This is a genomic window from Mycobacterium sp. 852002-51057_SCH5723018 (genome assembly GCF_001667035.1).
GTDB lineage: Bacteria > Actinomycetota > Actinomycetes > Mycobacteriales > Mycobacteriaceae > Mycobacterium.
Genome location: NZ_LZIR01000063.1, coordinates 29,255 through 55,653, shown reverse-complemented (window position 1 = coordinate 55,653; position 26,399 = coordinate 29,255). Strand labels below are relative to the sequence as shown.

The following is a 26,399-nucleotide window of genomic DNA, read 5'->3' as shown; positions in this document are numbered from 1 at the left end:
CCCCCGCGCCCGGCCCCCCCCCCGCCGCCCCCGCGGCGGCACCGGGTTTCGGGCCTGACGCCCCGCCGACGCAGGACTTCATGTACCCCTCGATCGGCACCAATTGCCTCGCGGACGGCAGCAGCGCGCTTGCGACCGCGCTCTCGGTGGCGGGGCCAGCCAAGATTCCGACGCCCGGCCCGGGGCCCGGCCAGACCGCCTACGTGTTCACCGCCGTCGGCACCCCCGGCCCCGCCGAGGTGCAGAAGCTGCCGTTGAACGTCACCTGGGTGAACCTGAGCACGGGTAAGTCCGGCACCGTCGCGCTCAAGCCGCGCACCGACATCAACGGGGACGGGCCGACGACCTTGACCGCGGTCGCCGACACGGGCTCGGGCAGCATCATGTCGACCATCTTCGGGCAGGTCACCACCAAGGAACGGCAGTGCCAGTTCATGCCCACGATCGGCTCGACGGTGGTGCCCTGACACCCGAGCGTGCGTTCAGGGTTTCCAGTCGGGCGAGCGGCCGAGGTGGCTGAGGATGCGGTCGAGGTCGGTCGCGCCGTCGGGCGCGGCGACGGCCGGGCCGAACGGGGCGCCGTCCGTGGCGCGGTACTCACCATCCGGAACGAAGAACACCAGCGGTAGCACGGCAGCCACGACGTCGTCCGGGAGCGCGAAGCGGGCGCCGACGCTCCGCGCGACGTCCCAGCCGTGCACAACGTAATCCACGAAGTGAAAGCCGATCGCCATCGCGCCGGGGAAGGTCGCCCCGGGGCCGAACTCGGGCAGCGAAAACGGCGCATCGAGCACCCCGTCGGCCGCGAACGCGTCGAGCACCTCGGCCGCGGCCCCCGCGTACGTGCCGCCGGGATCGGATGCCACCGCGTCGACCACGCGGTCCGACGCCCATCCGGTCGGGCTGTCGCCGCCGCCACGCGCGGCCGCGGCGAACCCATGATGCTGCACGGTCATGTGGGCGAGCAGGTCGAGCAGGTTCCAGCCCGCGCAGGGTGTGGGCCGGCGCAGATCGTCGAGCGTGACCGCCGAAACAACGTCGACGGACGCCAGCACGGCGGCTCGGTGAAACGGTCGAACATCAGAAATAGTATGCATCTGAGTACCGTATGCGTACGCATATGATCTGTCAACGGCTACGCTTCCCCGCATGGCACCGAGGCTGACCCGTCCTGATCTCGCGGCGATGATGGGGCCGCTGGTTCGCGAATTGATCGCCGCAGAGGTCCCCGTGCTGGAAGCCCACGGATTGTCGATGTGGGGCTACATCGTGCTGGGTGCGCTTGATCGCTCGCCGGTACGCAGCCAGGCGGCGCTCGCCGAGGCGATCGGCGCGGACAAGACGCGCATCATCCCCACGCTCGATGACTTGCAGGAGCGGGGTTATATCGAGCGACGTCCCGACCCGGACGACCGGCGGGTGCGGCTGCTTGCGCTCACCGAGGCGGGCCGGGCCGCGAAAGACGCTGCGCAGCAAGAAATCCAGCTCGGCGAAGAGCGCTGGCTCGGGAAGCTATCGGCCGACGATCGTCGCCTGTTCCTGCGGGTGCTGCGTCAGCTGTCGGCCAGGGAAGACGGCCAGCTCAGCAGTTAGTACGCCATGAACAAGATGGCGTCGCGGTCGTACTCCAGGCCCGGATGAACGCTGGCAAGGTGGTCCTGGGTCAGTTCGACCAGCTCGTCCTCGTCCTTGCCGACGATGGCTTCGCCGCACGGACACGTTATGTGTGTCTTCACGTTGCCGCCTTTCCCTTCGCTGCTGCCTTCATCTGCTTTTTGTACGACCGCACCTGCCCAAGCGAACGTTCGTCAACAATATCGGCGACGGACAGGTGGGTGCCGGCCTTGCCGAAATCCCCGGCCGCCGCCCGCCAGCCCGTCGGCGTCACGCCGTACTGCTTGCCCAGCAAGGCCAGAAAGATCTTCGCCTTCTGCTCGCCGAACCCGGGTAGCCCCTTGAGCCGCCGCAGCAGCTCGGAACCGTCGGGCTCGCCGGCCGTCCACAACCCGGCCGCATCGCCGTCGTAGCGGTCCACGATGATCTGGGCCAAGGACTGGATCCGCTTGGCCATCGATCCCGGAAAGCGGTGCACCGCAGGCCTTTCGGCGCACAGCGCCGCGAACTTCTCCGGGTCGTAGTCGGCGATCTTGCCGGCGTCCAAGCCGCCCATCCGGTCAGCGATCTTCTTCGGTCCCGCGAAGGCCGTTTCGAAGGGCACTTGTTGGTCGAGGAGCATGCCGATCAGCAGTGCGAACGGATCGTCGTCCAGCAGCGCGTCGGCGTCAGGATCTTGAGCGAGACAAAGTTTCACCGTCAACGACCTTCCTTCCGCTGAACACCCTACGACCGAGACCTATCGGTTCGACACTAACCACCCGAACCGCCCGAGTTACCGTGGCCTGGTGGTGGACGAAGCCAGATTGACGCTGATGCTGGACCGAGACGAGCTGCATCAGCTCGTCAACAACTATTGCCGGGCCGTCGACCGCGCCGATTATGAAGCGCTTCGGGGCCTGTACCACCCCGACGCGACCGACTCGCACGGCGCGTTCTCGACGGGCGGCGTCGAGCAGTTCATCGCGCAACTACAGGCTGCGGAACCGTATGTGCGTGTCTCGCAACACAACATCACCACGACGAACTTCGCGATCGAGGGCGAGACGGCCCGCGGTGAGATCTACTGCCTGGTGTTTCACACCTTCGCCGGTCCCGAACAGGATTTAGACGTCATCATCGGCGGGCGGTACCTGGACAAGTACACCAAGCACGACGGTCGGTGGAAGTTCAGCCAACGCACCATCGTGGCGGACTGGGCGTACCAAAACGACCCCTCCCGGGTGAACTTCGGACACCCCAGCACCCGAGGAAGCATGCGCGGCAAGCCAAGCCAGGCCGACCCTTCGATCAGCCTATTCACACCGCCCAAAGGCCGGGGTTAGCTCGACTCCGGCTCGCCCGAGACCTTGCGCGGCAAGCATGTCCGGCCTACCCGCTCTTGCGGCGGAATTCGCGACGGTTCTCCACCGGACCGTGGGCCCGCGGTTGTTTGTCGCCGCCGCCGTCCTTGTGGTCGGATCCGCCCGCCGACTTGGCGTTCTTGCGCTCGAGCGCTTCGCGGAACTTGCGCTTCGTGTCGTCCTCTTGCCGAGGCTTCGATGCGGCCATAGCGGCAGCCTAGCCGGGACGGGCGAGGATGGCTTGCGGTTTTACCGCTTGCCCGGTGGCATGCCGTATACGTGCGAGATCGGCAGCGTCAGCACCACCCGCCGATCCGTGACCATGGCCTGCCGGTACTCGTCCCAGTCCGGGTGTTCCCCGGCGATGTTGCGATACAAGGCAATCAGCGCCTCGACCGTGTCGTCGTCGGGCGCGGCCGCTGGAGGCGTCAGTTCGGCCATGCCCTCGGCGACGGCATATGACCATCCGTCGTCGGCGTCGACCAGGATCGAGGCTCGGGGGTCGCGGCGCAGGTTGCGGGTCTTGGCTCGCGGCTCGGTGATCGACACCTGCACCGCCACGCGGCGCGGGTCGAAGTAGTACTGGACGTTCGACAGCTGCGGGCGCCCGTCGCGTTTGATGGTGGCCAGTACTCCGAGGGAGTTTCCGCTGATCACGGCCAACAGCTTGTCGTCGAACACCTGGCGTCCCATGCCGAAAGCCTACGTCGTGGTGAAATCGGTACATGAGCAAGTACGTGGCGTTCCTGCGCGGCGTCAACGTCGGGGGCGTCAACCTCAAAATGTCGGAGGTGGCGGTCGCGTTTACCGACGCCGGGTTCGCCAACGTGCGCACCATTTTGGCGACCGGCAACGTGCTGCTGGAGTCGTCCGCGGGAGCGGCCGCGGTGCGCAAGAAGGCCGAAGCGACGTTGCGCGAGCGGTTCGGCTATGACGCGTGGGTGCTGGTGTACGACATCGATACGCTGCGTGCCGTCTTGGATGGCTACCCCTTCGAGCGCGAGGTCGATGGGTGGCAGTCCTACGTCACCTTCGTCGCCGACAAGGCGGTGCTCGACGAGCTGGCCAAGCTGGGCGAGGATGCCGATCCGGACGAGAGGATCAGCCGGGGTGAAGGCGTCCTCTATTGGCAGGTGCCCAAGGGCAACACCCTGGACAGCACGATCGGCAAGACGATGGGCAAGCCGCGCTACAAGTCCTCGACGACGACCCGCAATCTGCGCACGCTGGCCAAGGTGTTGCGGTGAAGCCAATCACCTAGCGCACCAAGCGAATTCCCTTAGTCATCCGGCACGTTCGTCAGGTAGCGCATCGCGTCGGACTTGGTCAGGCCCAACGCGCGGGCCACCTCGACGTACTCCTTGGCTGCGGCCGCCATCGCCGCGTCGGTGGGGTCGAAGCGCGAGATGAAAGTGCCGAATCGCCCACGCGTTTCGACGATCGCCGCGGACTCCAGCTCACGGTAGGCGCGGGCCACGGTGTTGGCCGCGACGCCGAGCTGACCAGCCAGATCACGCACCGTCGGGAGCCTGGTGCCGGGCGGCAGTGCTCCGCTCCGGACTCCGTCGATCACCTGGTTCCTGAGCTGGTCGAACATCGGCTTGCCCGCCTTGACATCCACCCGTAACAAATCCCGCAGCTCCACACAACCAGTATCACCCAGTAACCGCTGCGCACGGCTATGTTTGTGGGATGCGTGTGACGGTGCTCAGCGGCGCAGGGATTTCCGCGGAGAGCGGCGTGCCGACCTTCCGGGACGACAAGAACGGGTTGTGGGCCCGTTTCGACCCCTACGAGCTGTCCAGCACGCAAGGGTGGCGCAGCAACCCCGAGCGGGTCTGGGGCTGGTATCTGTGGCGCCATTACCTGGTGGCCAAGGTGCAGCCCAACGCCGGCCACCGCGCGATCGCCGCCTGGCAAGACCATGTCGAGGTCAGCGTCATCACCCAGAACGTCGACGACTTGCACGAGCGCGCCGGCAGCACGCCGGTACATCACCTGCATGGCAGCCTCTTCGAATTCCGTTGCGAGCGTTGCGATATGCCGTATACCGGCGCGCTGCCCGAAATGCCCGAACCGGCGATCGAGGTCGAACCCCCGATCTGCCACTGCGGGGCGATGATCCGGCCCGACATCGTGTGGTTCGGCGAGCCGCTGCCCGACGAGCCCTGGCAGCGTGCGGTCGAGGCGACCGAAGCCGCCGACGTGATGGTGGTGGTGGGGACGTCGGCGATCGTTTACCCGGCTGCCGGCCTACCCGACCTGGCCCTGTCGCGCGGCGTGGCCGTCATCGAGGTGAACCCCGAGTCCACCCCGCTGTCCCGGAGCGCCACGATCAGCATCCGCGAGACCGCGAGCCAGGCCCTGCCCGGGCTACTGCAGCGCCTGCCCGCGCTGCTGGGATAGCTCGCGCCCGCGGCAGTCGCATCGAGCCTGCGCACAGATCGCTATCCAGTCGCCGAACCACGCGCTGAGCGCAGTCTCGGTGCACCGCAAAGCAATCAAGGCCTGCGCGCCCGGCCCAGCGCCAACTCCGACACCGGCAACGGCGCCCAGATCGGCAACGTCCACTCCCTGCGCGACGTGTCCACCTCGAATCCGGCGTCGACGATCGCACGCTCGGTATCGCGATGGGTGTGGCAGTTACCGAACAACTTTGGCCACAACGTCGCGTCGGCGATCCGCTGCCACCGGCCCTGCACGCCGGCGCTGGCCACATGCTCGAGATACCGCAGCTGCCCCCCGGGCCGCAAAAGCGAATACAGCCGCCGCAGCACCCCGGCCGGATCGCGCACCGAGCACAACACCAGCGAGCACACCACCGCGTCAAACGGCTCCGGCTCCCCGTCGCCGAACCCCTCCGCGGTCTCCCCCATCACGACGACCGGCACGGGCGCCGCGGCGGCCGCCGCATGGGCCTGTGCGGCCAGTCGCGGCTCGGGTTCCACCGCGATCACCTGTTTGACGGCGGCGGGGTAGTTGGCGAAGTTCGTCCCCACGCCCGCGCCGACCTCCAGCACCCGACCCGACAATCCGGCCAGGTTCTCCCGGCGCAGGGCTCGCACCGCCTCGGTTTCATGCCTGGCGACGACGGGCCAGACGCGCGCGAAAAACGGATTGTCGATCCGCGACGGCGCCATCTGCGTCATGCCCGCGGCTCCTGCGCGGGCCGATGGGCGTTCACCCAGGAGGCCAACTTCTGGGGTGTGGCGTCCGCGCCGCAATACCCGAGCACCAGTTGCCCGCAGAAGACCGCGGACAGCACCCGGTCGGCGAACGCCTCGGCATCGCCAAAAGGTAAGTGCGGCTTGGTAATCAGCATGGCCGCCGCCCCATGCGCCGCGCTCCAGATTTCCAGGGCGACGGTGGTCGGGTCGTCGGGCAGGTAGATCCCCTCGTCCATCAGCTTCTGCACGGTGGCCCGCATGTGCTTGAACGCCGAGGTGTCCAGCGTGGTGTCGATGTCGCGTCCGGAGCGCCACTCGTCCATCGTGGCGATCCGGTACAACTCCGGATTTTGGGTGGCGAACCGGACGTAGACCAGCCCCTGGGCACGCAACACATCCACCGAAGAGGTGTGCTCGGCGGCCATGCGTTGCATTTCCAGGTTGAGCTTTTCGAAGTAGCGGGCGCACACCGCGTCCATCAGCGCGTCTTTGTCGGCGAAATGCAGATAGATCGACGGCGGAGTGACACCGACGCTTTGCGCCACCGACCGGATCGACACCGACTTGACATGTCCGGTTTCCAGCAGCAGCGCGGTCGCCGCGTCCAGAATCTCGTCGCGAAGCCGATCGCCGGACCCACGGGGGGCCCTGGCGCGGCGAGGACCGTCGATCGACACGCTAACCAATTTTGGTCACCGGCTCCCTGACCGCACGTCCGTTGTGTTGCACCGGCTCCTCGGGCGGCTCTTCGTGCCCGACCTCTTCGGCCGGCCCCTCGCTGATGCCGAACCGCTCATGCAGCCACACCAAAGGCTTTGGCGCCCACCAATTCCAGCGGCCCATCACATGCATGAACGCCGGAACCAGCACCATCCGCACCAGCGTCGCGTCCACGAACACGGCAAGCGTAAGCCCCAGGCCGAACATCCGCATGAACGACACATGCGCGGCGATCAGCGCGGCGAACGACATCGACATCACCAACGCGGCCGCGGTGATCACCCGGCCGGTGCGGGCCACGCCGAGCGCCACGCTCTCGTCGTTGGCGGCGTGCGCCTCGGCCGGGGTGGGTTTCGCCGGACGGGCTGCCCCGGAGGCCAGCCAGTACTCGCGGATCCTGGACACGAGGAACACCTCGTAGTCCATCGACAGCCCGAAAGCGATGCAGAACAGCAGCACCGGCATGTTGGCCACCAACGTGCCGCTCGGAGTCGTTCCCAGCGCGCCCAGATGGCCGTCCTGGAATATCCACACCAGTGCGCCGAACGCCGCGGTCAACGACAGCACGTTGCACAGCAGCGCCTTCACCGGCAGCACCACGCTGCCGGTCAGCAGGAACAGCAACACGAAGGTGATGGCCGCCATCAGCCCCAGCACCAGCGGAAGTCGCTCCGTCACCGCGTCGACGCTGTCACGGTTGACCTGGGCAACGCCGGCCATCTCGACGGACCGGCCGGCCGGCCCGGGCACCTGGTGCAGCCGCTTCAGCTGCGTGTCGGAGGCCTGGGAGAACAGCGGCGCGGTGCTGTTGACGGTCAAAAAGGCGCTGCCGTCGGCGACCCCGGTGGCCCCCGTGGGTGGCCCCACCCGGTTCCCGTGCACGAAGGCCCCGCTCGGCGCCGACACCCCGGACACGTCAACGACCCGCGACAGGTCGGCGGCGTATTTGTCCAGGGCCACCGGGTCAAGACCGCGGGCGTCGGGGATGACGACGGGCACCGCGGTCGCGGAGTCGTTCACGAAGTCGCTGCGCATCTGGTCACCGACCTGATGCGCCGACGCCGATCGCGGCAGCACCCGGTCATCGGGGAACCCCCACCTCACCGTCGTGAAGGGAAGCCCGAGCAGGAGCAGCAGCGCCACGACGGCCAGGCCGATGGGCAGCCAGCGTCGCATCACGAACTTGCTCGACCGGTACCAGAACAACTGCTCGACCGGCTTGTGCGCCGGCTCGGGGCGGCGCAATGCCCGCCGCAACAGCCGCCGGACGTCCAGCGAGTCCAACCGCGAACCCAGCAGCACGATCGCGGCCGGGGTGATCAAGATGGACGCGGTCGCGACGAACGCGACGGTGGCCACGCCGGCGTAGGCGAACGACTTGAGGAAGTACATCGGGAAGGCGACCGTCGCCGACATCGACAACGCCACGGTGACCGCGGAGAACAGCACGGTGCGGCCGGAGGTGACCATCGTGCGGATCAGCGCTTGGTTCCGGTCACTGCCCTCCGCCAGCTCGTCACGATAGCGGCTGAGGATCAGCAGTGTGTAGTCGATGGCCAGCGCCAGGCCCAGCGCGGTGCTCAGGTTGAGCGCGAAGATCGACACCTCGGTGGTGAAGGTGACCAGCCGCAGCACGGACATCGAGCCGACGACGGCCAGTGCGCCGAGGGTCATCGGCAGCGCCGCCGCCAGCAGCCCGCCGAACACCCACACCAGCACCGCGAAGCTGAACGGGATCGCGATCATCTCCATGACCACGAGGTCGTCCTGGTTTTGCTTGTTGATCTGGGCGTACTCCATCGCCGCGCCCCCGGCGCGCACGCTGACCCCGTCGCGGTCGTGGACGAACTCGTCCGACAAGGTCTGGGCATTTTTCTGGACGAAGTTCTCGCCGCCCTTGAGGTTGACCACGATCAGGCCCGACTTGCCGTCTGTGCTGGTCAGGCCGGCTGTGGCCGGCGGTGGCGCGGTCCATGCCGAGGTCACGTTGTAGACCAGCGGCGACTTCTGCAAATCGCCGATCAGGTCGGTGGCGACCTTGTGGGCTTGTTCGCTGTTGGCGCCGGCGGGCGACGTGACCACGATCAGCATCTGCTGGCCGCTCTGGCCGAACTTGTCGGTCAAGGTCTGGATCGCGCGGGCAGACTCCGAAGCTGGATCCTGAAAGCCCCCGGGGGCCAGGCTCTTGGCGACGGGAAGGCCGAAGATCGCCGCGGCGATGAAGACCAGGACGCCGACTCCGATTATTCGGCGCGGCGCCGCGATGGCCAGGCGAGCGATCGCTTCCAGCATGGGTCCGGTCCTTCCGCCGCCGGTGCAGGTCACGCTCCCCCGTCACCCTATCCGCGGTAACTTATCAGCGGTAACTTACAGGTGTCAAACAACACTAACTTTTATGACGTCGCCGCATGCCCGGATGGTTCAAAGCCGTTCACCGAGCCGTCCAAACCCGCTGGACACTAAGGGTTCGGCGAGAAAGTTGGGCGGCATCCGGGCCGGCCAGGGTGCAATCCGGCGCTCGACTGGCGCAAACCTACCCGCCAGTAAATTGCCACCATTTTCCGAATCGTGACTCAAAGAATCCTTAAGGGTGGGCCATACGCTCAGTGTCATGTGGATCGACGACTCGAGTGCGGATGTCATCAAGGCTGACTTCGACGCCCTCTACCACGGCGACATGCTGGTGGAAGGCGTGACCTCGGAGCAGTTCGAAGACTGGCACCCGCTGCCTACGGCTAGCTGACCGACCATGAGCGTGTTAGCACGGCTGCTGATGGCCGAACCCGCCATCACTCGATGGTTCCGTCGATAGAGTCCTGTTCGGTGAAAGCCCCCCGCAAAGCGGGGGGCTTTCATTTTCGGCCGGAATGTTCCGGTCAGCGCGGCGCCATGCGAATGGCGCCGTCCAGGCGGATGACCTCGCCGTTGAGCATCGGGTTTTCGATGATGTGCACGGCGAGCGCCCCGTATTCGTCGGGATCACCCAGCCGGGCCGGGTGCGGTACCTGCTTGCCCAGCGACTGCTGCGCCTCCTCGGGCAGCGAACCCAGCAGCGGGGTCTTGAACAACCCGGGCGCAATGGTCACCACGCGAATGAGCTCGCGGGACAGGTCGCGGGCGATCGGCAACGTCATGCCGACCACGCCGCCCTTGGACGCCGAGTAGGCGGCCTGGCCGATCTGGCCCTCGAACGCGGCGACCGAGGCGGTGTTGATGATGACGCCGCGCTCTCCTCCATTTGAGCCGATCGGCTCGGTCTTGGCGATGCGCTCGGCGGATAGCCGCAGCACGTTGAACGTGCCGATCAGGTTGACGCCGACCACCTTCTTGAACGCGTCCAGCGGAAACGGGCCGTCCTTGGAGAGCGTCTTGATGGCGTTGCCGATGCCCGCACAGTTGACATTGATGCGCAGCGGGCCCAGCGATTCGGCGGCGTCGAGCGCCGTGCTGACGGCGGTCTCGTCGGTGACGTCGGCCTGCACGAAGCGGGCCCGGTCGCCGAGCTCTTGGACGGCCTCCTCGCCGCGCAGGTCGATCACCACCACCTGCGCGCCCGCGTCGAGCAGCCGCTTGGTGGTGGCCAGGCCCAGGCCGGAGGCGCCCCCGGTGACGACGGCGACGGCGTCCTTGATCTCCATGCGAGTCCCTTCCTGTTGTCCAGCCAACAAGTCCAGCCAACTAGTTGGTTGGGAACTATACCCAGTCTCCGAGTAGCGCTTCGATGTCGGTCTCCACCGCCGCCGGGCGGGGGGTCTCCGGCGCGGTCCGGGAGAACCGCGGGGCCGGCCGCGGCTGCAGGCCCTCGTTCACCTCGTAGAACGTGTCGCGCTCGGTGATGTGCGGCTCGGTGTGCACCTCGCCGAACGCCAGCACCGGCGTCACGCAGGCGTCGGAGTCGGCGAACACCTTGGTCCAATGGTCCCGGTCGTGACTGGCGAACTTCTCGGTGAGCAGCGCGCGCAGCTCCGGCCAGCGGGTGACGTCGTTCTGCGGCGGCAGGTCGGCGCCGTCCAGGCCCAGCCCGGCCAGCATTGCGGCGTAGAACTGGGGCTCGATGGCGCCGACGGCGACGTAGCGGCCGTCGGCGCACTCGTAGGTGTCGTAATAGGGCGCGCCGCCGTCGAGCATGTTGGTGCCGCGCACGTCGGTCCACATGCCCGAGGCGCGCATCTGCCACATCATCTGCATCAGCACGCTGGAGCCGTCGACCATGGCGGCGTCGATGACCTGACCCTTGCCGGAGCTCTGCCGCTCCCACAGCGCGGCCAGGACGCCGACCAGCAGGAACATCGAGCCCCCGCCGAAGTCACCCACCAGGTTCAGCGGCGGCACCGGCCGCTCGTTCACCCGCCCGATGGAATGCAGGATTCCGTTCAGCGAGATGTAGTTGATGTCGTGGCCGGCCTGCTGGCTGCGAGGGCCGGCTTGCCCCCAGCCGGTCATCCGGGCGTAGATGAGCCGGTCGTTGACCTCGGCACAGTGTTCGGGGCCGAGGCCGAGCCGCTCGGTGACGCCGGGCCGGTAGCCCTCGATCAACACGTCGGCCTTGGCGACGAGCCTGAGCACGAGTTCGCGGCCTTCGTCGGACTTGAGGTCGGCGGTCACAATGCGCCGGTTGCGGCTCATGGCGTCCTTCACAACACCCCCTGGAGCGCCCGACGGCCGATCGACGCGGACCACGTCGGCGCCCAGATCCCCCAGGATCATTGCGGCATGCGGGCCGGGCCCGATGCCGGACAACTCGACAACACGCAACCCCTGCAGCGGTCCCGCCATGATGCAGCCCTTCCTCTCCGTTTGGTCCGCTTCCGACGCCGTTCGCATCTTCGCAGCCGCCGTCATCCACCGCGCAACGCGGTCGCTTAGGGTGAGCCCCATGCCGCAATCCGCGATCGACACGCTGGCCCCCGTGGCGGGACTCGACGTCACGCTGTCCGACGGCGTGCTGTCGGTGACCATCGACCGCCCCGACAGCCTCAACTCGCTGACCGTCCCGGTGATCACCGGCATCGCCGACGCGTTGGAAGGCGCGGCCACCGACCCCCGGGTCAAGCTGGTGCGGCTCGGCGGTGCGGGGCGCGGGTTCTGCTCGGGAGCCGGCATCAGCGCCGACGACGTGTCCGGCAACGGCGGACTGCGGCCGGACGAAATCGTCTTGGAGATCAACCGGCTGATCCGGGCCATCACCGCGCTGCCGCACCCCGTAGTCGCCGTCGTGCAGGGGCCGGCGGCCGGCGTCGGTGTGTCCATCGCGCTGGCCTGTGATGTCGTATTGGCTTCTGACAGAGCGTTTTTCATGCTCGCCTTCACCAAGATCGGTTTGATGCCCGACGGTGGCGCATCGGCGTTGATCGCGGCCGCGGTCGGCCGGATCCGGGCAATGCGCATGGCGCTGCTGCCCGAACGATTGCCCGCCGCCGAGGCCCTGTCCTGGGGTCTGGTCACCGCCGTCTATCCGGCCGACGACTTCGAGGCCGAAGTGGACAAGGTGGTCGAGCGCTTGGTCGCCGGCCCGGCCGTGGCGTTCGCCAAGACCAAGCAGGCGATCAACGGGGCCACGCTCACCGAGCTGGACCCGGCCTTGCAGCGTGAATACGAAGGACAGTCGCGCCTGCTGGTGTCCCCCGACTTCATCGAGGGCACAACGGCTTTCCAGCAGCGCCGCACCCCCAACTTCACTGACCGCTGAACGCCGCCGCCCTAGACCCCGAAGATCGGCGGCAGCGCGAGCACCATGATCAGGCCCCACACGAAGTGGGTAAGCACCGGGGCCAGCACACCTCCGCTGGCCCGGCGCTCCAGCGCGCAGACCGTGCCGAGGATGATCGCGGCGAACCCGAGCATCGGGTTGCCGCTGGCCAGGGTCGCGCACGTGTAGAGGACCGTCGAGATGACCACCGGGTGATACCGGCCCAGCGCCGTGTAAAGCGCGCCCCGGAAGAAGATTTCCTCCGCGACGGCGTTGACCACGGTGATCGCCACGATCAGCGGCAACGACCCCTGATGGGCGAAGAGCAGGACGCGGGTGATCAGGGTGGAGACGGCCGGAATCTCCCTGGCGATCAGGCCGCCCACCACGAAGGCGCCGCCCAGCAGCAGGCCGACGGTCGTCCCGGTGATGACCGGCCGTTGGTTGCGGCCGCGCCAGCAGATACCCCCCAGATGCAGGGGGCCCGAGATGAACCCGCCGGCGGTCCACACCGCCGCCAGCAGGAAAGTCAGCCAGTAGAAACTCGACTCGCCCGGATGGCGGCGCATGGTGAACCCGAGCACCACGGCGCCGAGCACGATCGTGATCGCCACGATGACGCGGCGGCGGCGCACCACCCCGGGCGGTTCGTTATGGGGGACAGCCACATTGGTGATCGCACGGCGCACCTCGGAGAAAACGCCGGCGCGATACGGGGTCGTCGCCCGGGTCATGCCGGACGTACCTTCAAGTTCAAGGCCAACAGGATGTCGAGGCCGGTTCGCAGCGCACCGGCCAGCGGACCGGGGACGCTGTCGACGAGACGTAGCGTGGGTCGCGCGATGCGCGGCGTGACGGCGCGGGCGAGGCGGCGGATGCGCAGCGCGTCGCCGCCGGCCCACGCGGGATCGCTGTCGGCGAGCTGATGGGGATCGGACAACGCGTTGACGGGCTTGGGCCGGCGGTTAGACCGGTCCGCCAGCGCCAGGGCGATGGCGTCCTCGACACCGAGCAGACCGCCGGGCGGGTCGACCACCCGATCGCGCAGGCCGCTGACCGATGCCACCATCGGATGGTCCAGCGACTCGACCAGGTCTCCGGCCAGGCCGGGCGGAACCGGAAGCGCGACGCCGGTGATCAGCGAAGCCAGCGCGGTGTCGACTCGGCCCACCGGCACCGCGGCATGCCACCTGCCGGAGATCCGCGCATAGGTCTTGAGCAGTTCCCGGTACGAGGTGGTCAGGGGGCCCGCGATGTCGTAGGCGCCGGCGGGCACCCGATCGCGGTCCGCGGCGGCGACGAGGTAGTGGAGGACGTCGCGGATGGAGATGGGGTCGATCGGGTTGTCCATCCAGCTCGGTATCGGAATGAGCGGGAACCGGTCTCCGACGTAGCGCATGATCTCGAACGAGGTCGAGCCGGCACCGATGATCATCGCCGCGCCCAGCCAGACCAGTTCGGGGCCGTCCTCGACGGTCAGGGCCTCGGCCACCTCGGCCCGGCTGCTCAGGTGCTCGGACAGCGCCTCGTCGGCCGGCACGAAACCGCCCAGGTAGACGATGCGTCGCACGCCCGCGTCCCGGGCCGCGACCGCCAGGTTGGCGGCCGCGGTCTTGTCGGCGTCGCGGAAGTCGGGCTGGCCGATCCCGTGAACCAGGTAATAGATCACGTCCACCGGGCCGGCGGCGGACATGCCTGCCTGCACCGACCCCGGATCGGCGGCGTTGATGGTGACTGCGGTGACGTCGGCGAACCAACCTAAGCGCCTGAGCCGCGCCGGATTCCGGGTGGCGGCCACGACCTGATGGCCATCCGCGAGCAGCTCGGTGACCAGCCGCGATCCCACATAACCGGTGGCCCCGGTGACGAGAATGCGCATACATCCGACCCTAACCCGAGGGCGTGGCGGCTGTGGCGGCAAGCACATGAACCGTTGGGGCCGCGGCACCGTGACCCCCTACATGGAGGAAATCATCGGGGGCAGTTACGCACGCACAGGCACCACAACGCTGACAGCGAATCCGTCGGTCGCGGGGGTCGCCGTCACGTTCCCGCCGAACCGCTACACGCAGGACGAAACCATCGTGGCGCTGAGCGACTTCGCCGGGCCGGAGTTTCGGCGGTTCGCCCGCACCAGCGGGGTCGAGTTCCGAAACACCGCGCTGCCGCTGTCGCGATACGGCAAGCTGAGCGGCTTCACCGAGGCAAATGACGCCTACATCGGGATCGCGCTCGACCTGGCCGAGGAGGCGATGCTGGCCGCGCTCGACGAGGCAAAGGTCAAGCCGTCGGAGCTCGACGCCGTCTTTTCGACCACCGTCACCGGCCTGGCCGTGCCGTCGCTGGAGGCGCGGCTGGCCACCCGCATCGGGCTGCGTCAGGACGTCAAGCGGATCCCGTTGTTCGGCCTTGGCTGCGTCGCCGGCGCGGCGGGCATGGCCCGCGTGCACGACTACCTACGCGCGTTCCCCAATGAGGTGGCGGCGCTGCTGGCGGTCGAGCTGTGCTCGTTAACCGTTCAGCGCCAAGACCATTCGCTGGCCAACCTGGTCGCCGCCAGCCTGTTCGGCGACGGCGCCGCCGCCGTCATCGCCGAGGGCGCCGATCGTTCCGGTGGCACAGCCGGTGCGCGGCCCCGCCTGCTGGCCACCCGGAGCCGCACCTATCCGGACACCGAAGAGGTGTTGGGCTGGAAGATCGGCAAGGAGGGCTTCCGGATCGTCTTGTCGGTCGACATCGCGAACCTCACCGAGAAGTACATCGGCGACGATGTCCGCACGTTCCTCGCCGACCACGGGCTGACACCCGAGGACATTTCGACGTGGGTCTGCCATGCCGCCGGACCCCGGGTGATCGACGCGGTCGAAGAGACGCTGGACCTGCCCGCGGATGCGCTGGACCGCACGCGAAACTCACTGCGCGAGCACGGCAATTTGTCGTCGGTCTCGGTGCTGGATGTGCTTGGTTCCTATATCGCCGAGCCGCCCGCCCCGGGTTCCTACGGGCTCATGATCGCGATGGGTCCCGGCTTCTGCTCCGAGCTCGTGCTGCTGTCCTGGTAGCGCTGGTGAACACTGTAGACATGTATTACCTGCTGATCCTCGCGGTCGCACTCGAACGCCTGGCGGAGCTGGTCGTGGCCAAGCGCAACGCCGATTGGTCCTTTGCCCAGGGCGGCAAGGAGTTTGGCCGATCCCACTATCCCGTGATGGTGGTGCTGCACAGCGCTCTGCTGCTCGGCTGCGTCATCGAGCCCCTCGCTCTGCACCGGCCGTTCATTCCGTGGCTGGGCTGGCCGATGCTGGCAATCGCGGCGCTGAGCCAGGTACTGCGCTGGTGGTGCATCACGACGCTGGGCCGACGGTGGAACACCCGGGTGATCGTGTTGCCGGATGCGCCGTTGGTCCACCATGGCCCCTACCGGTACCGGTGGCTGCACCATCCCAACTATGTTGCGGTGGTGGCTGAGGGGTTCGCGCTGCCGCTGGTGCACACGGCGTGGCTGACCGCGGCCATTTTCACGCTCGCCAACGCGATGCTGCTGAGGGTGCGCCTGCACGTGGAGGATTCGGCATTGGGATACAAACCGATGACGGGTTACGCATGACCGACTACGACGCCGACCTGCTGATCGTGGGCGGCGGCCCGGGCGGCCTTGCGACGGCGTTACACGCGCGCAGGCAAGGGCTTTCGGTGATCGTGGCCGAGCCCCGGGAGGACCCCATCGACAAGGCGTGTGGCGAAGGGCTGATGCCCGGCGGGCTGGCCGAGCTGACCTCGCTCGGGGTGGACCCGGCCGGCATGCCCTTCCACGGCATCGCCTACGTCAGCGAGCGCCGTCGGGCTCAGGCGCGGTTTCACGGCGGGCCGGGCAGGGGCGTGCGACGCACCACGTTGCATGCGGCGCTGCAGGCGCGGGCCAAAGAGCAAGACACCGAATGGATCCGGGCGCGGGTGACCAGCGTCGAGCAAGACGCGCATGGAGTCTCGGCCGCCGGTGTGCGAGCGAAATGGTTGGTGGGGGCCGACGGACTGCATTCGACGGTGCGGCGTGCCGTCGGCATCAAGGCCACGGCCGGAACGCCGCGGCGGCACGGCGTGCGGTGGCATTTCAAGGTGCCGCCGTGGTCGGAGTTCGTCGAGGTGCACTGGTCGCGCTGGGGTGAGGCCTACGTGACGCCGGTGGAGCCGGACCTGGTCGGCGTGGCCATCCTGTGTGGTGGGCGGCCCGACCTGGCCTGGTTCCCGTGGCTGGCCCGTCACCTGGACGGAGCCGATCGCGGACACGCCCGCGGATGCGGCCCGCTGCGCCAGGTCGTCTCGCGCCGCGTCGCGGGACGCGTGCTGCTGGTCGGCGACGCGGCGGGCTACGAGGACGCTCTCACCGGCGAAGGCATCAGCCTCGCAGTCAAGCAGGCGGCCGCGGCCGTCGACGCCATCGTCAGCGACGTGCCGTCATCGTATGAGGCTGCCTGGCACCGTGTTACGCGCCGCTACCGGCTACTCACCCGGGGACTGGTGCTGGCCAGCGCGCCATCGGCGGCGCGCCGCGTCATCGTGCCGGCGGCCGCCACGCTGCCCGCCGTGTTCCGGCGGGCCGTCAATACACTAGCGGGCTAACGGGCCTTCCAGACCGGTTCCCGCTTCTCGGCGAACGCCAACGGTCCCTCCTTGGCGTCCTCGGACCTGATCAGGGAACGCATCTCGCGCATGGTGCGCTCCCATCCGATTTCTTCGTCGGTGATGACGCCGTCGTCGACCCCGTAGGCGATGCGCTTGCTGGCCTGCACCGACAGCGGCGCGTTGACGGTGACCCGCGCGGCCAGGGCCAGGGCGGCGTCGAGCACCGTGCCCTCGCTGACGACCTGATTGATCAGGCCCCATTCCAACGCGTCGGCCGCGCTGAGCGGCTCCCCGGTCAGCAGCAGCTCCATCGCCACCTTGCGGGGCAGCTGGTGCATGATCCGGAAGACGCCGCCGGCGGCCGCGATGAGTCCGCGTTTGACCTCCGGCAACCCGAATTTGGCCCGCTCGTCGGCGACCACCAGGTCGCTGGCCAATGCCAGCTCGGTGCCGCCACCCAGCGCGGTGCCATTGACCGCGGCGATGGTGGGCTTGTCGATGAAGTGGTGCACGTATCCCGCGAAGCCCCACTCGCCGTGGTCGGGGTGATACAGGTTCTCCCGCCGCGAGATCGCCTTGAGGTCGGCGCCTGCACAAAACGACTTGTCGCCGGCGCCGGTGATCACCACCGCCCGCACTCTCGCGTCGTGTTGCGCTTCTTCGAGCGCGTCCCCGACGGCGATGCTGACGGCCCCGTTGACCGCGTTGCGGGCCTCCGGGCGGTTGATGGTAATGACCATCACGTTGCCGCGGCGCTCGACGAGCGCTCCCGGTGCCGAGGGGGCCCGGCCACTAAGGGCTGCGCCGTCCGTCACAGCAGCTCCACGATGGTGGCGTTGGCCTGGCCGCCGCCCTCACACATCGTCTGTAGGCCGTAGCGAATTCCCTTGTCGCGCATGTGGTACAGCAGCGTGGTCATCAGCCGCGCCCCCGAACCGCCGAGCGGGTGGCCGAGCGCGATCGCGCCGCCGTTGGGGTTGAGCTTCTTCTCGTCGGCGCCGATGTCCTTCAGCCACGCCAGCGGAACGGGGGCGAAGGCCTCGTTGACCTCGTAGGCCCCGATGTCGTCGATGGAGAGGCCGGAGCGCTTCAGCGCCTTCTGCGTCGCCGGGATGGGCGCGGTCAACATGATCACCGGGTTGGCCCCGGCCAGCGTCGCGGTGTGCACCTTGGCGATCGGCTTGAGCCCCAACGACTTCGCCTTCTCCGCGGACATGAACAGGATGGCGGCCGAGCCGTCGGAGATCTGCGATGAGTTGCCGGCGTGGATCACGCCATCCTCCTTGAACGCCGGCTTCAGCGACGCCATCTTCTCCATCGGGGTGCCGCGGCGGATGCCCTCATCCTTCAACACCGGGTTGCCATCCTGGTCCTTGATGCCCACGATCTGGTCATCGAACGCGCCCGAATCCTGTGCGGCAGCGGCCTTTTCGTGCGAGGCCAGGGAGAACTCGTCGAGCGCGGTACGGTCGAGTCCCCACTGCTCGGCGATCATCTCGGCGCCCAGGCCCTGATTGGGGATCTGGCCCTCGTAACGATCGATGAAGGCCTGCGGGTACGGCCGCCCGCCGTTGGCCAGCGACGCGCCCATCGGGGTTCGCGACATCGACTCCACCCCACCGGCGACGACGACGTCGTAATGACCGGCCACCACCCCCGCCGCGGCGAAATGGATGGACTGCTGGCTCGACCCGCACTGACGGTCCACGGTCACCCCGGGGACGGTCTCCGGCCAGCCGGCCGCCAGCAGCGCGGTGCGCCCGATGTCGAGGGCCTGCTCACCGGCCTGCATGACGCAGCCCCAGATGACGTCGTCGACGATCCCGGGGTCGATGCCGGCCTTGTCGGCCAACCCGTTGAGAACCTGCGCGGAGAGGTCGGCCGGGTGTACCCCCGACAGGCCGCCGTTGCGCTTGCCGATGGGTGAGCGGACTGCCTCGACGATGACGGCTTCAGCCATGGTGATCTCTCCTTTGAGTGGGTCTTTGGTCGATTGTCGACCAAGGGGTTGGGGGATTCGCTGGCGGGGTGGCGCAACCCCCGGCCGGGACGCCACATTCGCCACACGAGTACCTCAGGGCGGCCCAGAGGCGATCCGCGGATGCGATAGCGCATCCGAAAGTCACCTGTTCGTGGTCCGCACGAACCAGAGATTTGTTCTGATCGTGGCAGTATTGGCTTTGTAGTCGAAAGCGAGGCGGACGGTGAAGCGGCTCAACGGCATGGATGCGATGCTCCTGTACAGCGAGACATCGAACCTGCACACCCACACACTGAAAATCGCGGTCGTCGACGGTTTCGGCTACGACGGCGAATTCACCTTCGATGTGTTTCGCCGCACGCTGCTCCGCCGGTTGCACCTGTTGGATCCGTTGCGCTACAAGCTCGTCGACATCCCGTGGCGAATCCATCATCCGATGTGGCTGGAAAACTGCGACGTCGACTTCGACTACCACCTGCGACGCGTTCAGGTGCCTGCGCCCGGCGGCCGCCGAGAACTCGACAAGGTGATCGGCGACGTCGCGAGTACCCCGCTGGATCGCAGCCGTCCGTTGTGGGAGTTCCACTTTGCCGAAGGCATGGCCGGTCACAGATTCGCGATCGTCGGCAAGATCCACCACGCCCTGGCCGACGGGGTCGCGTCGGCCAATCTGCTGGCCAGGCTCATGGATCTGGACGGGCCCAGGCAGGACGAACGCGACAACGAGACGACTTGCGTACCGCCTTCGACGACTGAACTGCTGCGGGCGGCGGGGCGCGACCACGCGCAGCAACTCGCCGCGCTGCCCGGGGTGGTCACCGACGCACTTTCCGGCGCGCGGCGGCTGCGCCGGCGGGTGCGGGAACGGGGCGCGCAGCCAGACTTCGCCCGGATGCTGCACGCGCCGCCGACTTTCATGAACCATCTGGTCTCACCGGCGCGCACGTTCGCGACCGCGACGCTGTCGATGGCGCAAGTCAAACAGACCAGCAAGCACTTGCGGATCACCATCAACGACATGGTGATGTCGATGGTCGCGGGCGCCCTGCGCCAATTGATGTTGCGCTACGACGGCGCTGCGGAGCGGCCCATCATTGCGTCGGTGCCGGCCAGCACGGACAGGTCCCTGCACCGGATCAGCGGCAACGAACTCGGCGGCATGGCGGTGTCGCTGCCAACCCACATCGGCGATCCGTTGGAACGGGTGCGGCTGGCCTCGTTGGCCACCGGGATCGCCAAGGAAAACAACGAGCTGTTCGGCCCCGAGCTGTACGGCAAGTTGATCACCTACTTGCCGCCGTTTGCGTCCCCCCTCGCGTTCCGGTGGTTGGCGCGCCGGGAGGCGCGGACCAGGCTGTTCAACGTGCCGGTGTCCAATGTGGCCGGGCCCCGCACGCGGGGCCACCTCGCCGGCGCCCCGGTCAGCGAGATCTATTCGGCCGGCCCGCTGATTGCCGGATGTGGCATCAACATCACCGTGTGGAGCTACGTCGACCAGCTCAACATCTCCGTCATCGCCGACGACTCCACCCTTGACGACACCCATGAAGTGACCGACGCCATGGTTCAGGCCTTCGGCGAAATACGCTCTGCGGCCGGATTTTCCGACGAGCCGGCCACGGTGGAGTCCGCGATGCCCTAACCCAGGACGGGAAACCGCCGCTGCCGGGCCAGCCGGTCAAGCGCCGTCTGCATGACGGTACGCACGTGCGCGTCGACGTCTGCCATATCGGGCTCATCGCCGAAGAGGGCGGCGACATCGATCGGCTCCAACACGTCGGTGACGATCTTGGTCGGTAGCGGCACGTTGGGCGGCACGATCACGCTCAGTCCGAACGGGAAACCCACGGTGATCGGCAGAATGTCCGACCGCCACCGGCCCAGACCGAGCCGCCTGGCCAGCCAGGTCCCGCGGGTCAGGAACAGCTGGCTCTCCTGGCCGCCGATGGACACCGCCGGGACGATCGGCACGCCCGCGTCCAGGGCGGACCTGACGTATCCGGTGCGGCCGTTGAAGTCGACGACGTTCGCGCTCAGCGTCGGCCGGTAGGCATCGTAGATGCCGCCGGGGAACACCAGCACGACGCCGCCCGACCGGAGCGCGGCCGCAGTGTTTTTCGGGTTGGCGCGGATCACGCCGAGGCGTCCCAGCCAACCCGACATCGGCCCGGCGAACATCCCGTCGTGACCCAGGGTATAGAGCGGTCGGTCGTATCCGAACCTGTCGTAGAACGCCGAGGCGAAGATCAGCACATCGGGTGTCAGCATGCCGCCCGAGTGGTTGCCGACGACCAGCGCGCCACCGTCGCGTGTGAGGTTCTCCAGCCCCCGCACCTCGAAGCGAAACCAGCGGCGCGCAAGGGGTTTGGTCGCCTTGACCAACCTCTCGGTGAAGCCGGGGTCCCACTGGGTGAGCTCGGAGTCGTTCACTTCGGGGTGAAGCCGAGGTGCAGCTCGGTGAGCCCGCGCATCTGCCAGGTCGGCTCGTAGGTGTATTGGCGGGCGTCCGGCGGCCCGTGCTTGGCCTCGAGAATGGCGATGCCCGACATCCGGTCGAGGATGCGGTTCAGCGAAATTCGCCCCTCCGCTCGCGCCAGCGGCGCGCCCGGGCACGAGTGGTTGCCGCGGCCGAACGCCACGTGCTCGCGGACGTTCGGGCGGTCGATGCGAAACTCGCTGGGCTCGGCGAACTTTTGCGGGTCCCGGTTGCTCGCCCCGGGCAGCAACATCACCGTGGCGCCCGCCGGGATCTTGGTGTCACCGATCGATGTGGCGGTGCGCGCCATGCGGAAGTGGCACTTGACGGGGCTTTCCATGCGCAGCGTCTCCTCGACGAAGACTGGTATCTTGCTGCGGTCGTCGCGAAGCGACGCTTGAATCTCCGCGCTCTCCGCGATCATTCGCATGCCGAAGCTGAGCAGCTTGGTGGTGGTCTCCTGACCCGCCGCGAAAAGGAACGTGGCTAGCCGGACGACGTCGATGACCTCAGGAGTCGAGCCGTCAGGATACTTCGCCTGAGCCAGTTCGGTCAGCACGTCGGATCGTGGCTCTCGCCGGCGCTCGGTGATGTAGGCGGTGAACTTCTCGTCGAGCCACTCCAGCGGATTGTGCGCGCGCGTCACCGAATCGTCCTCGATGCTGCCCGCAACCTGGCCGGAAAAGACAATTCGGAACTCCTGGTGATCTTCCGGGGGAACCCCGAGAAGGTCGGCGATCACCAACCCGGAAAACGGCCGTGCGTACTCGTCGAGGAACTCACACGTTCCGCGGGACACGAATTCGTCGAGCTGCGCGTCGGCGAGCCGCCACATGAAGTCTTCGTTTTCCTTGAGCCGCTTGGGGGTCAGCAGGCGGCTGAGCAACCCGCGGGTTTTGGTGTGATCCGGCGGGTCCTGCGTCACAATGTGTTCGCTCATCGGGATCTGCGAACGATGCCGCTCGATCAGCTCACCGATGTCGTCACCCTGAGGCTCGAACGGCAAGCCGGAGAACGGGCCCGCCACCGAAACGCATGAGGAAAACGCCGAATCCTTGTACACCGCCAGGGCTTCCCGGTGCCCCGTTACGGTCACGACCCCGTGTTCGGGCTGCGGCAGCACCGGGCAACGCCCGCGCAAGTGGTCGAAATAGGAATAGGGGTCGGGGATCAGCGACGCGTCGGTGAAGAAATCGACCGACTCGAAATCACTCATTTCCTCATACCCTCCCCTGCACCGTCTGGCCTCTCCAGCCTAGGACGGAACAAAAGTTAGGTCAAACGATCGGGTGGATCGGGCAGCCGCTCGCGCAGCAATGCCAAGCCCGGCCCGTCGAGCAGATGCAGCAGCGCGGTCCGGCCGCTCAGTGTCATCATCAAGGCGCCCACCGGTCCACGAATCTCGGCACCGGTGCCCCATTCCCGGCCAATGTCGGTGGCGCGCAGGCATATCCCGCGTCGAAGGCCCAAGGGGACGAAGCCGAACCGCCACGGACCGGTCAAAAAGTCCATCGCCAACGCCGCCAAGTAAGGGTCCGGCGTGAAGGGCTTGCCGAGCGGGATCCTCATGTCGCCCCCGTGCACCAGGACGTCGGCAAGCGGATCCAGGGGCCCGAACAACGGCGGACTGATTCGGCGATCCGCACACCCATGCAGGCTCGCGACGATCTCGTCCGCCGGCAGCCGCGCACGGCGCCGCGCCAGCTCGTCGATGGCGCGAGCCATGCTTCCCCGGCGCAGGGCGAGCCGTAGGAAAGTCCCGGTACCGTCGACGACCGTGCTGACGATGTGTGCGGCGACTGTCTTCACGTCCCAGCCGGCACACAGGCTCGGCGTCGCCAACTGCGCGGCGTCCAGGCCGCCCAGCAGGCTAGCCAGCCGCCGCCGCTCGTCGGCGACGGCGGCGAAGACGAACTCCCGGTCCCCTTGCATCGCTTGCTTGCGCCGAGATCACAGCCCAGACGGCAATCTCGGGCCTTTTAGCCGTCTTTCACACGGCGGGATATGCCACCGACTTGACTTCGGTGTACTGGTCGAAGCCGGCGACACCGTTCTGGCGGCCCACCCCGCTGGCCTTATACCCCCCGAACGGGGTGTCAGCGCCGTACGGGGCGCCGCCGTTGACGCCCATGAACCCGGCCTTGATCCTTCTTGCCACCGCCAACGAACGCTCCAAAGATCCCGACATCACGTTGCCGGCCAATCCGTAGACGCTGTCGTTGGCGATTCGGATCGCGTCCTCCTCGTCGTCGAACGGGATGACGACTAGCACCGGGCCGAAGATCTCCTCCTGGGCGATCGCCATGGAGTTGTCGACATCGGTGAAAAGCGTTGGGCGAACAAAGAACCCCTTGTCGAAGCCGGTGGGCGCGTCGGGCCCGCCGACCAGCGCCGTGGCCCCCTCTTCGACGCCCTTGCTGATGTAGCCGAGCACGCGCTTGCGCTGCTTGTCCGAAATAACCGGGCCACACAGCGTTCCGGGGTCCTGCGGGTCGCCCGGCATGACGTTCTCGTAAATGCTCTTGAGGATCGCCACACCCTCGTCGTAGCGGGACCGCGGCAGCAGCATCCGGGTGGGATTGGCGCAGCCCTGCCCGGCATGCATGCACGGCGCGATGCCGATCGCGCACGCCAGCCCGAAATCGGCGTCTTCCAGGACGATGGTGGCCGACTTGCCGCCGAGTTCGAGGAACAGCCGCTTCATCGTCGCGGCGCCCTTTTCCATGATCCGCTTGCCGACCGCGGTGGATCCGGTGAACGAGATCAGGTCCACCTTCGGCGACAGCGTGAGCTCCTCGCCCACCAGGTGGTCCGATGCGGTGACGACGTTGACGACACCCGATGGGATGTCGGTCTTCTCGGCGATCAGGCGGCCCAGCCGGGTGGCGTTGAACGGCGTGTCCGGCGCCGGTTTGAGCACGACGGTGTTGCCGGTGGCGAGCGCCTGGCCGATCTTGTTGATGGTGACTTCGAACGGAAAGTTCCATGGCACGATGGCGCCGACCACGCCCACCGGCTCCCGCCAGACCTTGCGGGTGGTCAGGGTGCCGGTCAGGCTGATCACCTTGTCGCCCAGGTCGGTTTCCCACGGGTACTCGTCGATCAGCCTCGCCGGATAGCGGAGCCCGTCTTCCAGCGGGGCGTCCAGCTGGGGGCCGAAGGTGATCGCCCGGGGTGAGCCGACCTCGAGGATGAGCTCCTCGCGCAGTTCTTCCTTCTCGGCCTCGATCGCCTCGTGCAGCTGTAACAGGCAGCGCTGGCGCAGCGCGCGGTTGGTCGACCAGTCGGTCTCGTCGAAGGCGCGGCGGGCGGCGTCGATGGCCCGGTGCATGTCCTCCGTCGAGGCGTCCGCAACCTCGCCGAGCGGCTCCTCGGTAGCCGGGTTGATGTTGGTGAAGGTGCCGGCCTGACCATCGACGAGCTGGCCGTCGATCATCATCTTGGGCTCGAACCGGACCTTTACAGCCTCAGTCATGTTTGTCACTCTCTTCTGAGTCGTTGAGGGGCTACGGAGAGCCTTACTGGAAACTAGCCGATTGGCAAGGTGCAACCGGTGCTGGGGTTCGCTACCGGGCGTCGAACAGCACCGGAAGGGCAGTCGGCGACCGGAAGACCTGCCCGCGGATGTGTGGGTCATCCCCATCGGGGTCCAGCCGAAGGTTCGGCAACCGGTCGAGCAGGAGGTTGACGGCGGTGCGCATTTCCAGCCGCGCCAGGTGCATTCCGAGGCAGACGTGCACGCCGTGCCCCCACCCCAGGTTTCCCTTGGGCGTGCGGAAGATGTCGAACCTGTCCGGATCGAGGTAGCGGTCCTCCTGCCGGTTGGCGGCTCCGAGCATCGGCATCACCGTCGAGCCGGCCGGTATGGGCACCCCGCCGAGCTCGGTGTCGCGGGTGGCCATCCGGGTGATGGTCAGCAGGGGCGGTTCCCAGCGCACCCCCTCTTCGATGGCCTGCGGCAGCAGCGACCGGTCCGCGCGGATGGCTTCCAACTGCACTGGGTTTGACAGCAACGCGAAAAGCAGACTCCCCAGGGCGCGGTACGTCGTCTCCACTCCGGCGGGCAGGAGCAGGCGCAAAAACGAGTAGATCTCCTCGTCCGCGAGCTTCTCTCCGTCGATTTCGGCCTGGGCAAGCCCGCTGATCAGATCATCCCGCGGTTCGGCGCGCCGAGCTTCGAGGATCGGTGCGAAGTACTCGCATAGCGCGGCCGACGCCGCAAGGCCGCGTTCTGGATTCAGGATCCAGCTCAGCAACGATATGGACCAGCGCTGAAACTGCGGGTAGTCCTCCTGCGGCAGGCCCAGCAGGCCGGCGATGATCTGGCTGGGGTAATCGAAGGTGAACTCCTTGACCAGGTCAGCCTTGCCGTTGGCCGCGAACTTGTCGATCAGGCTATTGGCGACGCGCCCGACCAGCTCGTCCTCCCAGCGCGCCAAGGCCTTCTGCGAGAACGCCTTCGACACCAGCGACCGCAACCGCCCGTGCACCGGCTCGTCCATGCCGAGCATCACGCCTTCGCCCAGCACCGGTCCGAACGCCGCGATGACGGCCGCCGACGAGAACGTCTCGTTGTCGCGCAACATCTGCTGGGCTTCCTCGTAGCGGTAGACGATGAAGACCGGCTTGGACTCCTCGTGCGGCATGCCGGAGGCATCCAGGCGTTGAACCGGTTCCTCGCGGCGCAGCCGCGCCAGTTCCGTGTAGGGGTCGCGCACGTCGCCGGACACCGCGTCGTCGAAGGCGCCGAAGTCATCCAGGTCGTCGAAAAGTTGTTCCATCAGTG

At 67.5% G+C, this 26,399-nt stretch carries 30 protein-coding genes and 1 pseudogene; 11 read left to right on the top strand and 20 right to left on the bottom strand.

All coding sequences use genetic code 11. The annotated features are described in order from the left end of the window. Positions 1-467 (top strand): annotated as a pseudogene (locus A5764_RS12745) (hypothetical protein); the annotation flags it as partial. A 15-nt stretch (positions 468-482) separates the two neighbouring features. On the opposite strand, the gene A5764_RS12740 reads toward A5764_RS12745, so the two are convergent. After that, positions 483-1,097, bottom strand: coding sequence for a TIGR03086 family metal-binding protein (locus A5764_RS12740; RefSeq protein WP_067113867.1), 615 nt, complete (start codon positions 1,095-1,097; stop codon positions 483-485). A gap of 52 nt (positions 1,098-1,149) precedes the next feature. On the opposite strand from A5764_RS12740, the gene A5764_RS12735 reads away from it, so the two are divergent. Continuing rightward, on the top strand, positions 1,150-1,593 hold the full coding sequence (locus tag A5764_RS12735; protein WP_067113866.1) for a MarR family winged helix-turn-helix transcriptional regulator: 444 nt from the start codon (positions 1,150-1,152) through the stop codon (positions 1,591-1,593). Here the strand turns inward: A5764_RS12735 and A5764_RS12730 are convergent. Beyond that, a complete protein-coding gene (locus A5764_RS12730) occupies positions 1,590-1,736 on the bottom strand; it encodes a DUF1059 domain-containing protein (RefSeq protein WP_067113865.1) in 147 nt (48 codons plus the stop codon). The two genes, A5764_RS12735 and A5764_RS12730, sit on opposite strands and share 4 nt — an antisense overlap. Then, positions 1,733-2,311, bottom strand: coding sequence for an HhH-GPD-type base excision DNA repair protein (locus tag A5764_RS12725; RefSeq protein ID WP_067113864.1), 579 nt, complete (start codon positions 2,309-2,311; stop codon positions 1,733-1,735). Before A5764_RS12725 ends, A5764_RS12730 begins: the two co-directional genes overlap by 4 nt. A gap of 88 nt (positions 2,312-2,399) precedes the next feature. On the opposite strand from A5764_RS12725, the gene A5764_RS12720 reads away from it, so the two are divergent. After that, positions 2,400-2,939, top strand: a complete 540-nt coding sequence (locus tag A5764_RS12720) for a nuclear transport factor 2 family protein (protein WP_067113863.1) — start codon at positions 2,400-2,402, stop codon at positions 2,937-2,939. A gap of 46 nt (positions 2,940-2,985) precedes the next feature. Here A5764_RS12720 and A5764_RS12715 read toward each other — a convergent pair whose 3' ends face one another. Together A5764_RS12715 and A5764_RS12710 are read right to left on the bottom strand one after the other, a co-directional pair. Continuing rightward, positions 2,986-3,165: a DUF5302 domain-containing protein gene (locus tag A5764_RS12715; protein WP_067113862.1), complete on the bottom strand. Its 180-nt coding sequence runs from the start codon at positions 3,163-3,165 to the stop codon at positions 2,986-2,988. A 41-nt stretch (positions 3,166-3,206) separates the two neighbouring features. Further along, a complete protein-coding gene (locus A5764_RS12710) occupies positions 3,207-3,650 on the bottom strand; it encodes a PPOX class F420-dependent oxidoreductase (RefSeq protein WP_067113861.1) in 444 nt (147 codons plus the stop codon). Positions 3,651-3,682: 32 nt separating this feature from the next. On the opposite strand from A5764_RS12710, the gene A5764_RS12705 reads away from it, so the two are divergent. Continuing rightward, positions 3,683-4,204 carry a DUF1697 domain-containing protein gene (locus A5764_RS12705; RefSeq protein ID WP_067113860.1) on the top strand — a complete coding sequence of 174 codons (522 nt, stop codon included), beginning with the start codon at positions 3,683-3,685 and terminating at the stop codon, positions 4,202-4,204. A 32-nt stretch (positions 4,205-4,236) separates the two neighbouring features. Here A5764_RS12705 and A5764_RS12700 read toward each other — a convergent pair whose 3' ends face one another. Then, a complete protein-coding gene (locus A5764_RS12700) occupies positions 4,237-4,602 on the bottom strand; it encodes a GntR family transcriptional regulator (protein ID WP_067113859.1) in 366 nt (121 codons plus the stop codon). Between the two features lie 47 nt (positions 4,603-4,649). On the opposite strand from A5764_RS12700, the gene A5764_RS12695 reads away from it, so the two are divergent. Then, positions 4,650-5,363 (top strand): NAD-dependent deacylase, encoded by a 714-nt coding sequence (locus A5764_RS12695; RefSeq protein ID WP_067113858.1) that lies wholly within the window; start codon positions 4,650-4,652, stop codon positions 5,361-5,363. A 95-nt stretch (positions 5,364-5,458) separates the two neighbouring features. On the opposite strand, the gene A5764_RS12690 is transcribed toward A5764_RS12695, so the two are convergent. The 3 genes from A5764_RS12690 to A5764_RS12680 are packed head-to-tail and all read right to left on the bottom strand — an operon-like array spanning position 5,459 to position 9,136. Then, positions 5,459-6,106, bottom strand: coding sequence for a class I SAM-dependent methyltransferase (locus A5764_RS12690; RefSeq protein WP_067113857.1), 648 nt, complete (start codon positions 6,104-6,106; stop codon positions 5,459-5,461). Continuing rightward, positions 6,103-6,801: a TetR/AcrR family transcriptional regulator gene (locus tag A5764_RS12685; protein ID WP_067113856.1), complete on the bottom strand. Its 699-nt coding sequence runs from the start codon at positions 6,799-6,801 to the stop codon at positions 6,103-6,105. Before A5764_RS12685 ends, A5764_RS12690 begins: the two co-directional genes overlap by 4 nt. A gap of 1 nt (position 6,802) precedes the next feature. Next, on the bottom strand, positions 6,803-9,136 hold the full coding sequence (locus tag A5764_RS12680) for an MMPL family transporter (protein ID WP_067113855.1): 2,334 nt from the start codon (positions 9,134-9,136) through the stop codon (positions 6,803-6,805). Positions 9,137-9,455: 319 nt separating this feature from the next. On the opposite strand from A5764_RS12680, the gene A5764_RS29685 reads away from it, so the two are divergent. Then, entirely contained in the window at positions 9,456-9,587 is a 132-nt protein-coding gene (locus A5764_RS29685) for a hypothetical protein (protein WP_156664649.1), read from the top strand. A gap of 133 nt (positions 9,588-9,720) precedes the next feature. Here the strand turns inward: A5764_RS29685 and A5764_RS12675 are convergent, their stop codons facing one another. Beyond that, complete coding sequence (locus A5764_RS12675; RefSeq protein WP_067113854.1) at positions 9,721-10,482, bottom strand: 3-hydroxyacyl-CoA dehydrogenase; 762 nt, start codon at positions 10,480-10,482, stop codon at positions 9,721-9,723. Between the two features lie 55 nt (positions 10,483-10,537). Then, complete coding sequence (locus tag A5764_RS12670; RefSeq protein WP_067113870.1) at positions 10,538-11,620, bottom strand: CaiB/BaiF CoA-transferase family protein; 1,083 nt, start codon at positions 11,618-11,620, stop codon at positions 10,538-10,540. A gap of 100 nt (positions 11,621-11,720) precedes the next feature. Between A5764_RS12670 and A5764_RS12665 the strand changes: the two genes are divergently transcribed. Beyond that, a complete protein-coding gene (locus A5764_RS12665; RefSeq protein WP_067113853.1) occupies positions 11,721-12,533 on the top strand; it encodes an enoyl-CoA hydratase in 813 nt (270 codons plus the stop codon). 11 nt (positions 12,534-12,544) lie between these two features. Here the strand turns inward: A5764_RS12665 and A5764_RS12660 are convergent, their stop codons facing one another. Beyond that, the gene (locus A5764_RS12660; RefSeq protein ID WP_067113852.1) at positions 12,545-13,267 is read right to left on the bottom strand and encodes a CPBP family intramembrane glutamic endopeptidase; all 723 of its coding nucleotides are present in this window, start codon (positions 13,265-13,267) and stop codon (positions 12,545-12,547) included. Beyond that, complete coding sequence (locus A5764_RS12655; protein WP_067113851.1) at positions 13,264-14,412, bottom strand: NAD(P)H-binding protein; 1,149 nt, start codon at positions 14,410-14,412, stop codon at positions 13,264-13,266. Before A5764_RS12655 ends, A5764_RS12660 begins: the two co-directional genes overlap by 4 nt. Before the next feature lie 82 nt (positions 14,413-14,494). Between A5764_RS12655 and A5764_RS12650 the strand changes: the two genes are divergently transcribed. From A5764_RS12650 to A5764_RS12640, 3 genes are read left to right on the top strand one after another with little or no spacing between them, the layout of a single operon-like run. Next, the gene (locus A5764_RS12650) at positions 14,495-15,595 is read left to right on the top strand and encodes a type III polyketide synthase (protein ID WP_067113869.1); all 1,101 of its coding nucleotides are present in this window, start codon (positions 14,495-14,497) and stop codon (positions 15,593-15,595) included. A 20-nt stretch (positions 15,596-15,615) separates the two neighbouring features. After that, entirely contained in the window at positions 15,616-16,140 is a 525-nt protein-coding gene (locus A5764_RS12645; RefSeq protein ID WP_067113850.1) for an isoprenylcysteine carboxyl methyltransferase family protein, read from the top strand. Then, positions 16,137-17,153 carry an NAD(P)/FAD-dependent oxidoreductase gene (locus tag A5764_RS12640; RefSeq protein WP_067113849.1) on the top strand — a complete coding sequence of 339 codons (1,017 nt, stop codon included), beginning with the start codon at positions 16,137-16,139 and terminating at the stop codon, positions 17,151-17,153. The genes A5764_RS12645 and A5764_RS12640 overlap by 4 nt, the downstream gene beginning before the upstream one ends. On the opposite strand, the gene A5764_RS12635 is transcribed toward A5764_RS12640, so the two are convergent. Together A5764_RS12635 and A5764_RS12630 are read right to left on the bottom strand one after the other, a co-directional pair. Then, the gene (locus tag A5764_RS12635; RefSeq protein ID WP_255361079.1) at positions 17,150-17,971 is read right to left on the bottom strand and encodes a crotonase/enoyl-CoA hydratase family protein; all 822 of its coding nucleotides are present in this window, start codon (positions 17,969-17,971) and stop codon (positions 17,150-17,152) included. The two genes, A5764_RS12640 and A5764_RS12635, sit on opposite strands and share 4 nt — an antisense overlap. Beyond that, positions 17,968-19,116, bottom strand: coding sequence for a thiolase family protein (locus tag A5764_RS12630; protein ID WP_067113847.1), 1,149 nt, complete (start codon positions 19,114-19,116; stop codon positions 17,968-17,970). Before A5764_RS12630 ends, A5764_RS12635 begins: the two co-directional genes overlap by 4 nt. Before the next feature lie 244 nt (positions 19,117-19,360). Between A5764_RS12630 and A5764_RS12625 the strand changes: the two genes are divergently transcribed. Beyond that, positions 19,361-20,779 carry a wax ester/triacylglycerol synthase family O-acyltransferase gene (locus A5764_RS12625; RefSeq protein WP_067113846.1) on the top strand — a complete coding sequence of 473 codons (1,419 nt, stop codon included), beginning with the start codon at positions 19,361-19,363 and terminating at the stop codon, positions 20,777-20,779. Here A5764_RS12625 and A5764_RS12620 read toward each other — a convergent pair. The 5 genes from A5764_RS12620 to A5764_RS12600 all read right to left on the bottom strand — a co-directional run bounded on the left by A5764_RS12620 (position 20,776) and on the right by A5764_RS12600 (position 26,394). Then, positions 20,776-21,567: a lysophospholipid acyltransferase family protein gene (locus tag A5764_RS12620; protein ID WP_067113845.1), complete on the bottom strand. Its 792-nt coding sequence runs from the start codon at positions 21,565-21,567 to the stop codon at positions 20,776-20,778. The two genes, A5764_RS12625 and A5764_RS12620, sit on opposite strands and share 4 nt — an antisense overlap. Further along, complete coding sequence (locus A5764_RS12615; protein WP_067113843.1) at positions 21,564-22,829, bottom strand: cytochrome P450; 1,266 nt, start codon at positions 22,827-22,829, stop codon at positions 21,564-21,566. Before A5764_RS12615 ends, A5764_RS12620 begins: the two co-directional genes overlap by 4 nt. A 56-nt stretch (positions 22,830-22,885) precedes the next feature. Beyond that, positions 22,886-23,545, bottom strand: coding sequence for a maleylpyruvate isomerase family mycothiol-dependent enzyme (locus tag A5764_RS12610; RefSeq protein WP_067113841.1), 660 nt, complete (start codon positions 23,543-23,545; stop codon positions 22,886-22,888). A 58-nt stretch (positions 23,546-23,603) separates the two neighbouring features. After that, on the bottom strand, positions 23,604-25,088 hold the full coding sequence (locus A5764_RS12605; protein WP_067113839.1) for an aldehyde dehydrogenase family protein: 1,485 nt from the start codon (positions 25,086-25,088) through the stop codon (positions 23,604-23,606). A gap of 91 nt (positions 25,089-25,179) precedes the next feature. Further along, on the bottom strand, positions 25,180-26,394 hold the full coding sequence (locus A5764_RS12600) for a cytochrome P450 (RefSeq protein WP_067113837.1): 1,215 nt from the start codon (positions 26,392-26,394) through the stop codon (positions 25,180-25,182). Positions 26,395-26,399: the final 5 nt, after the last annotated feature.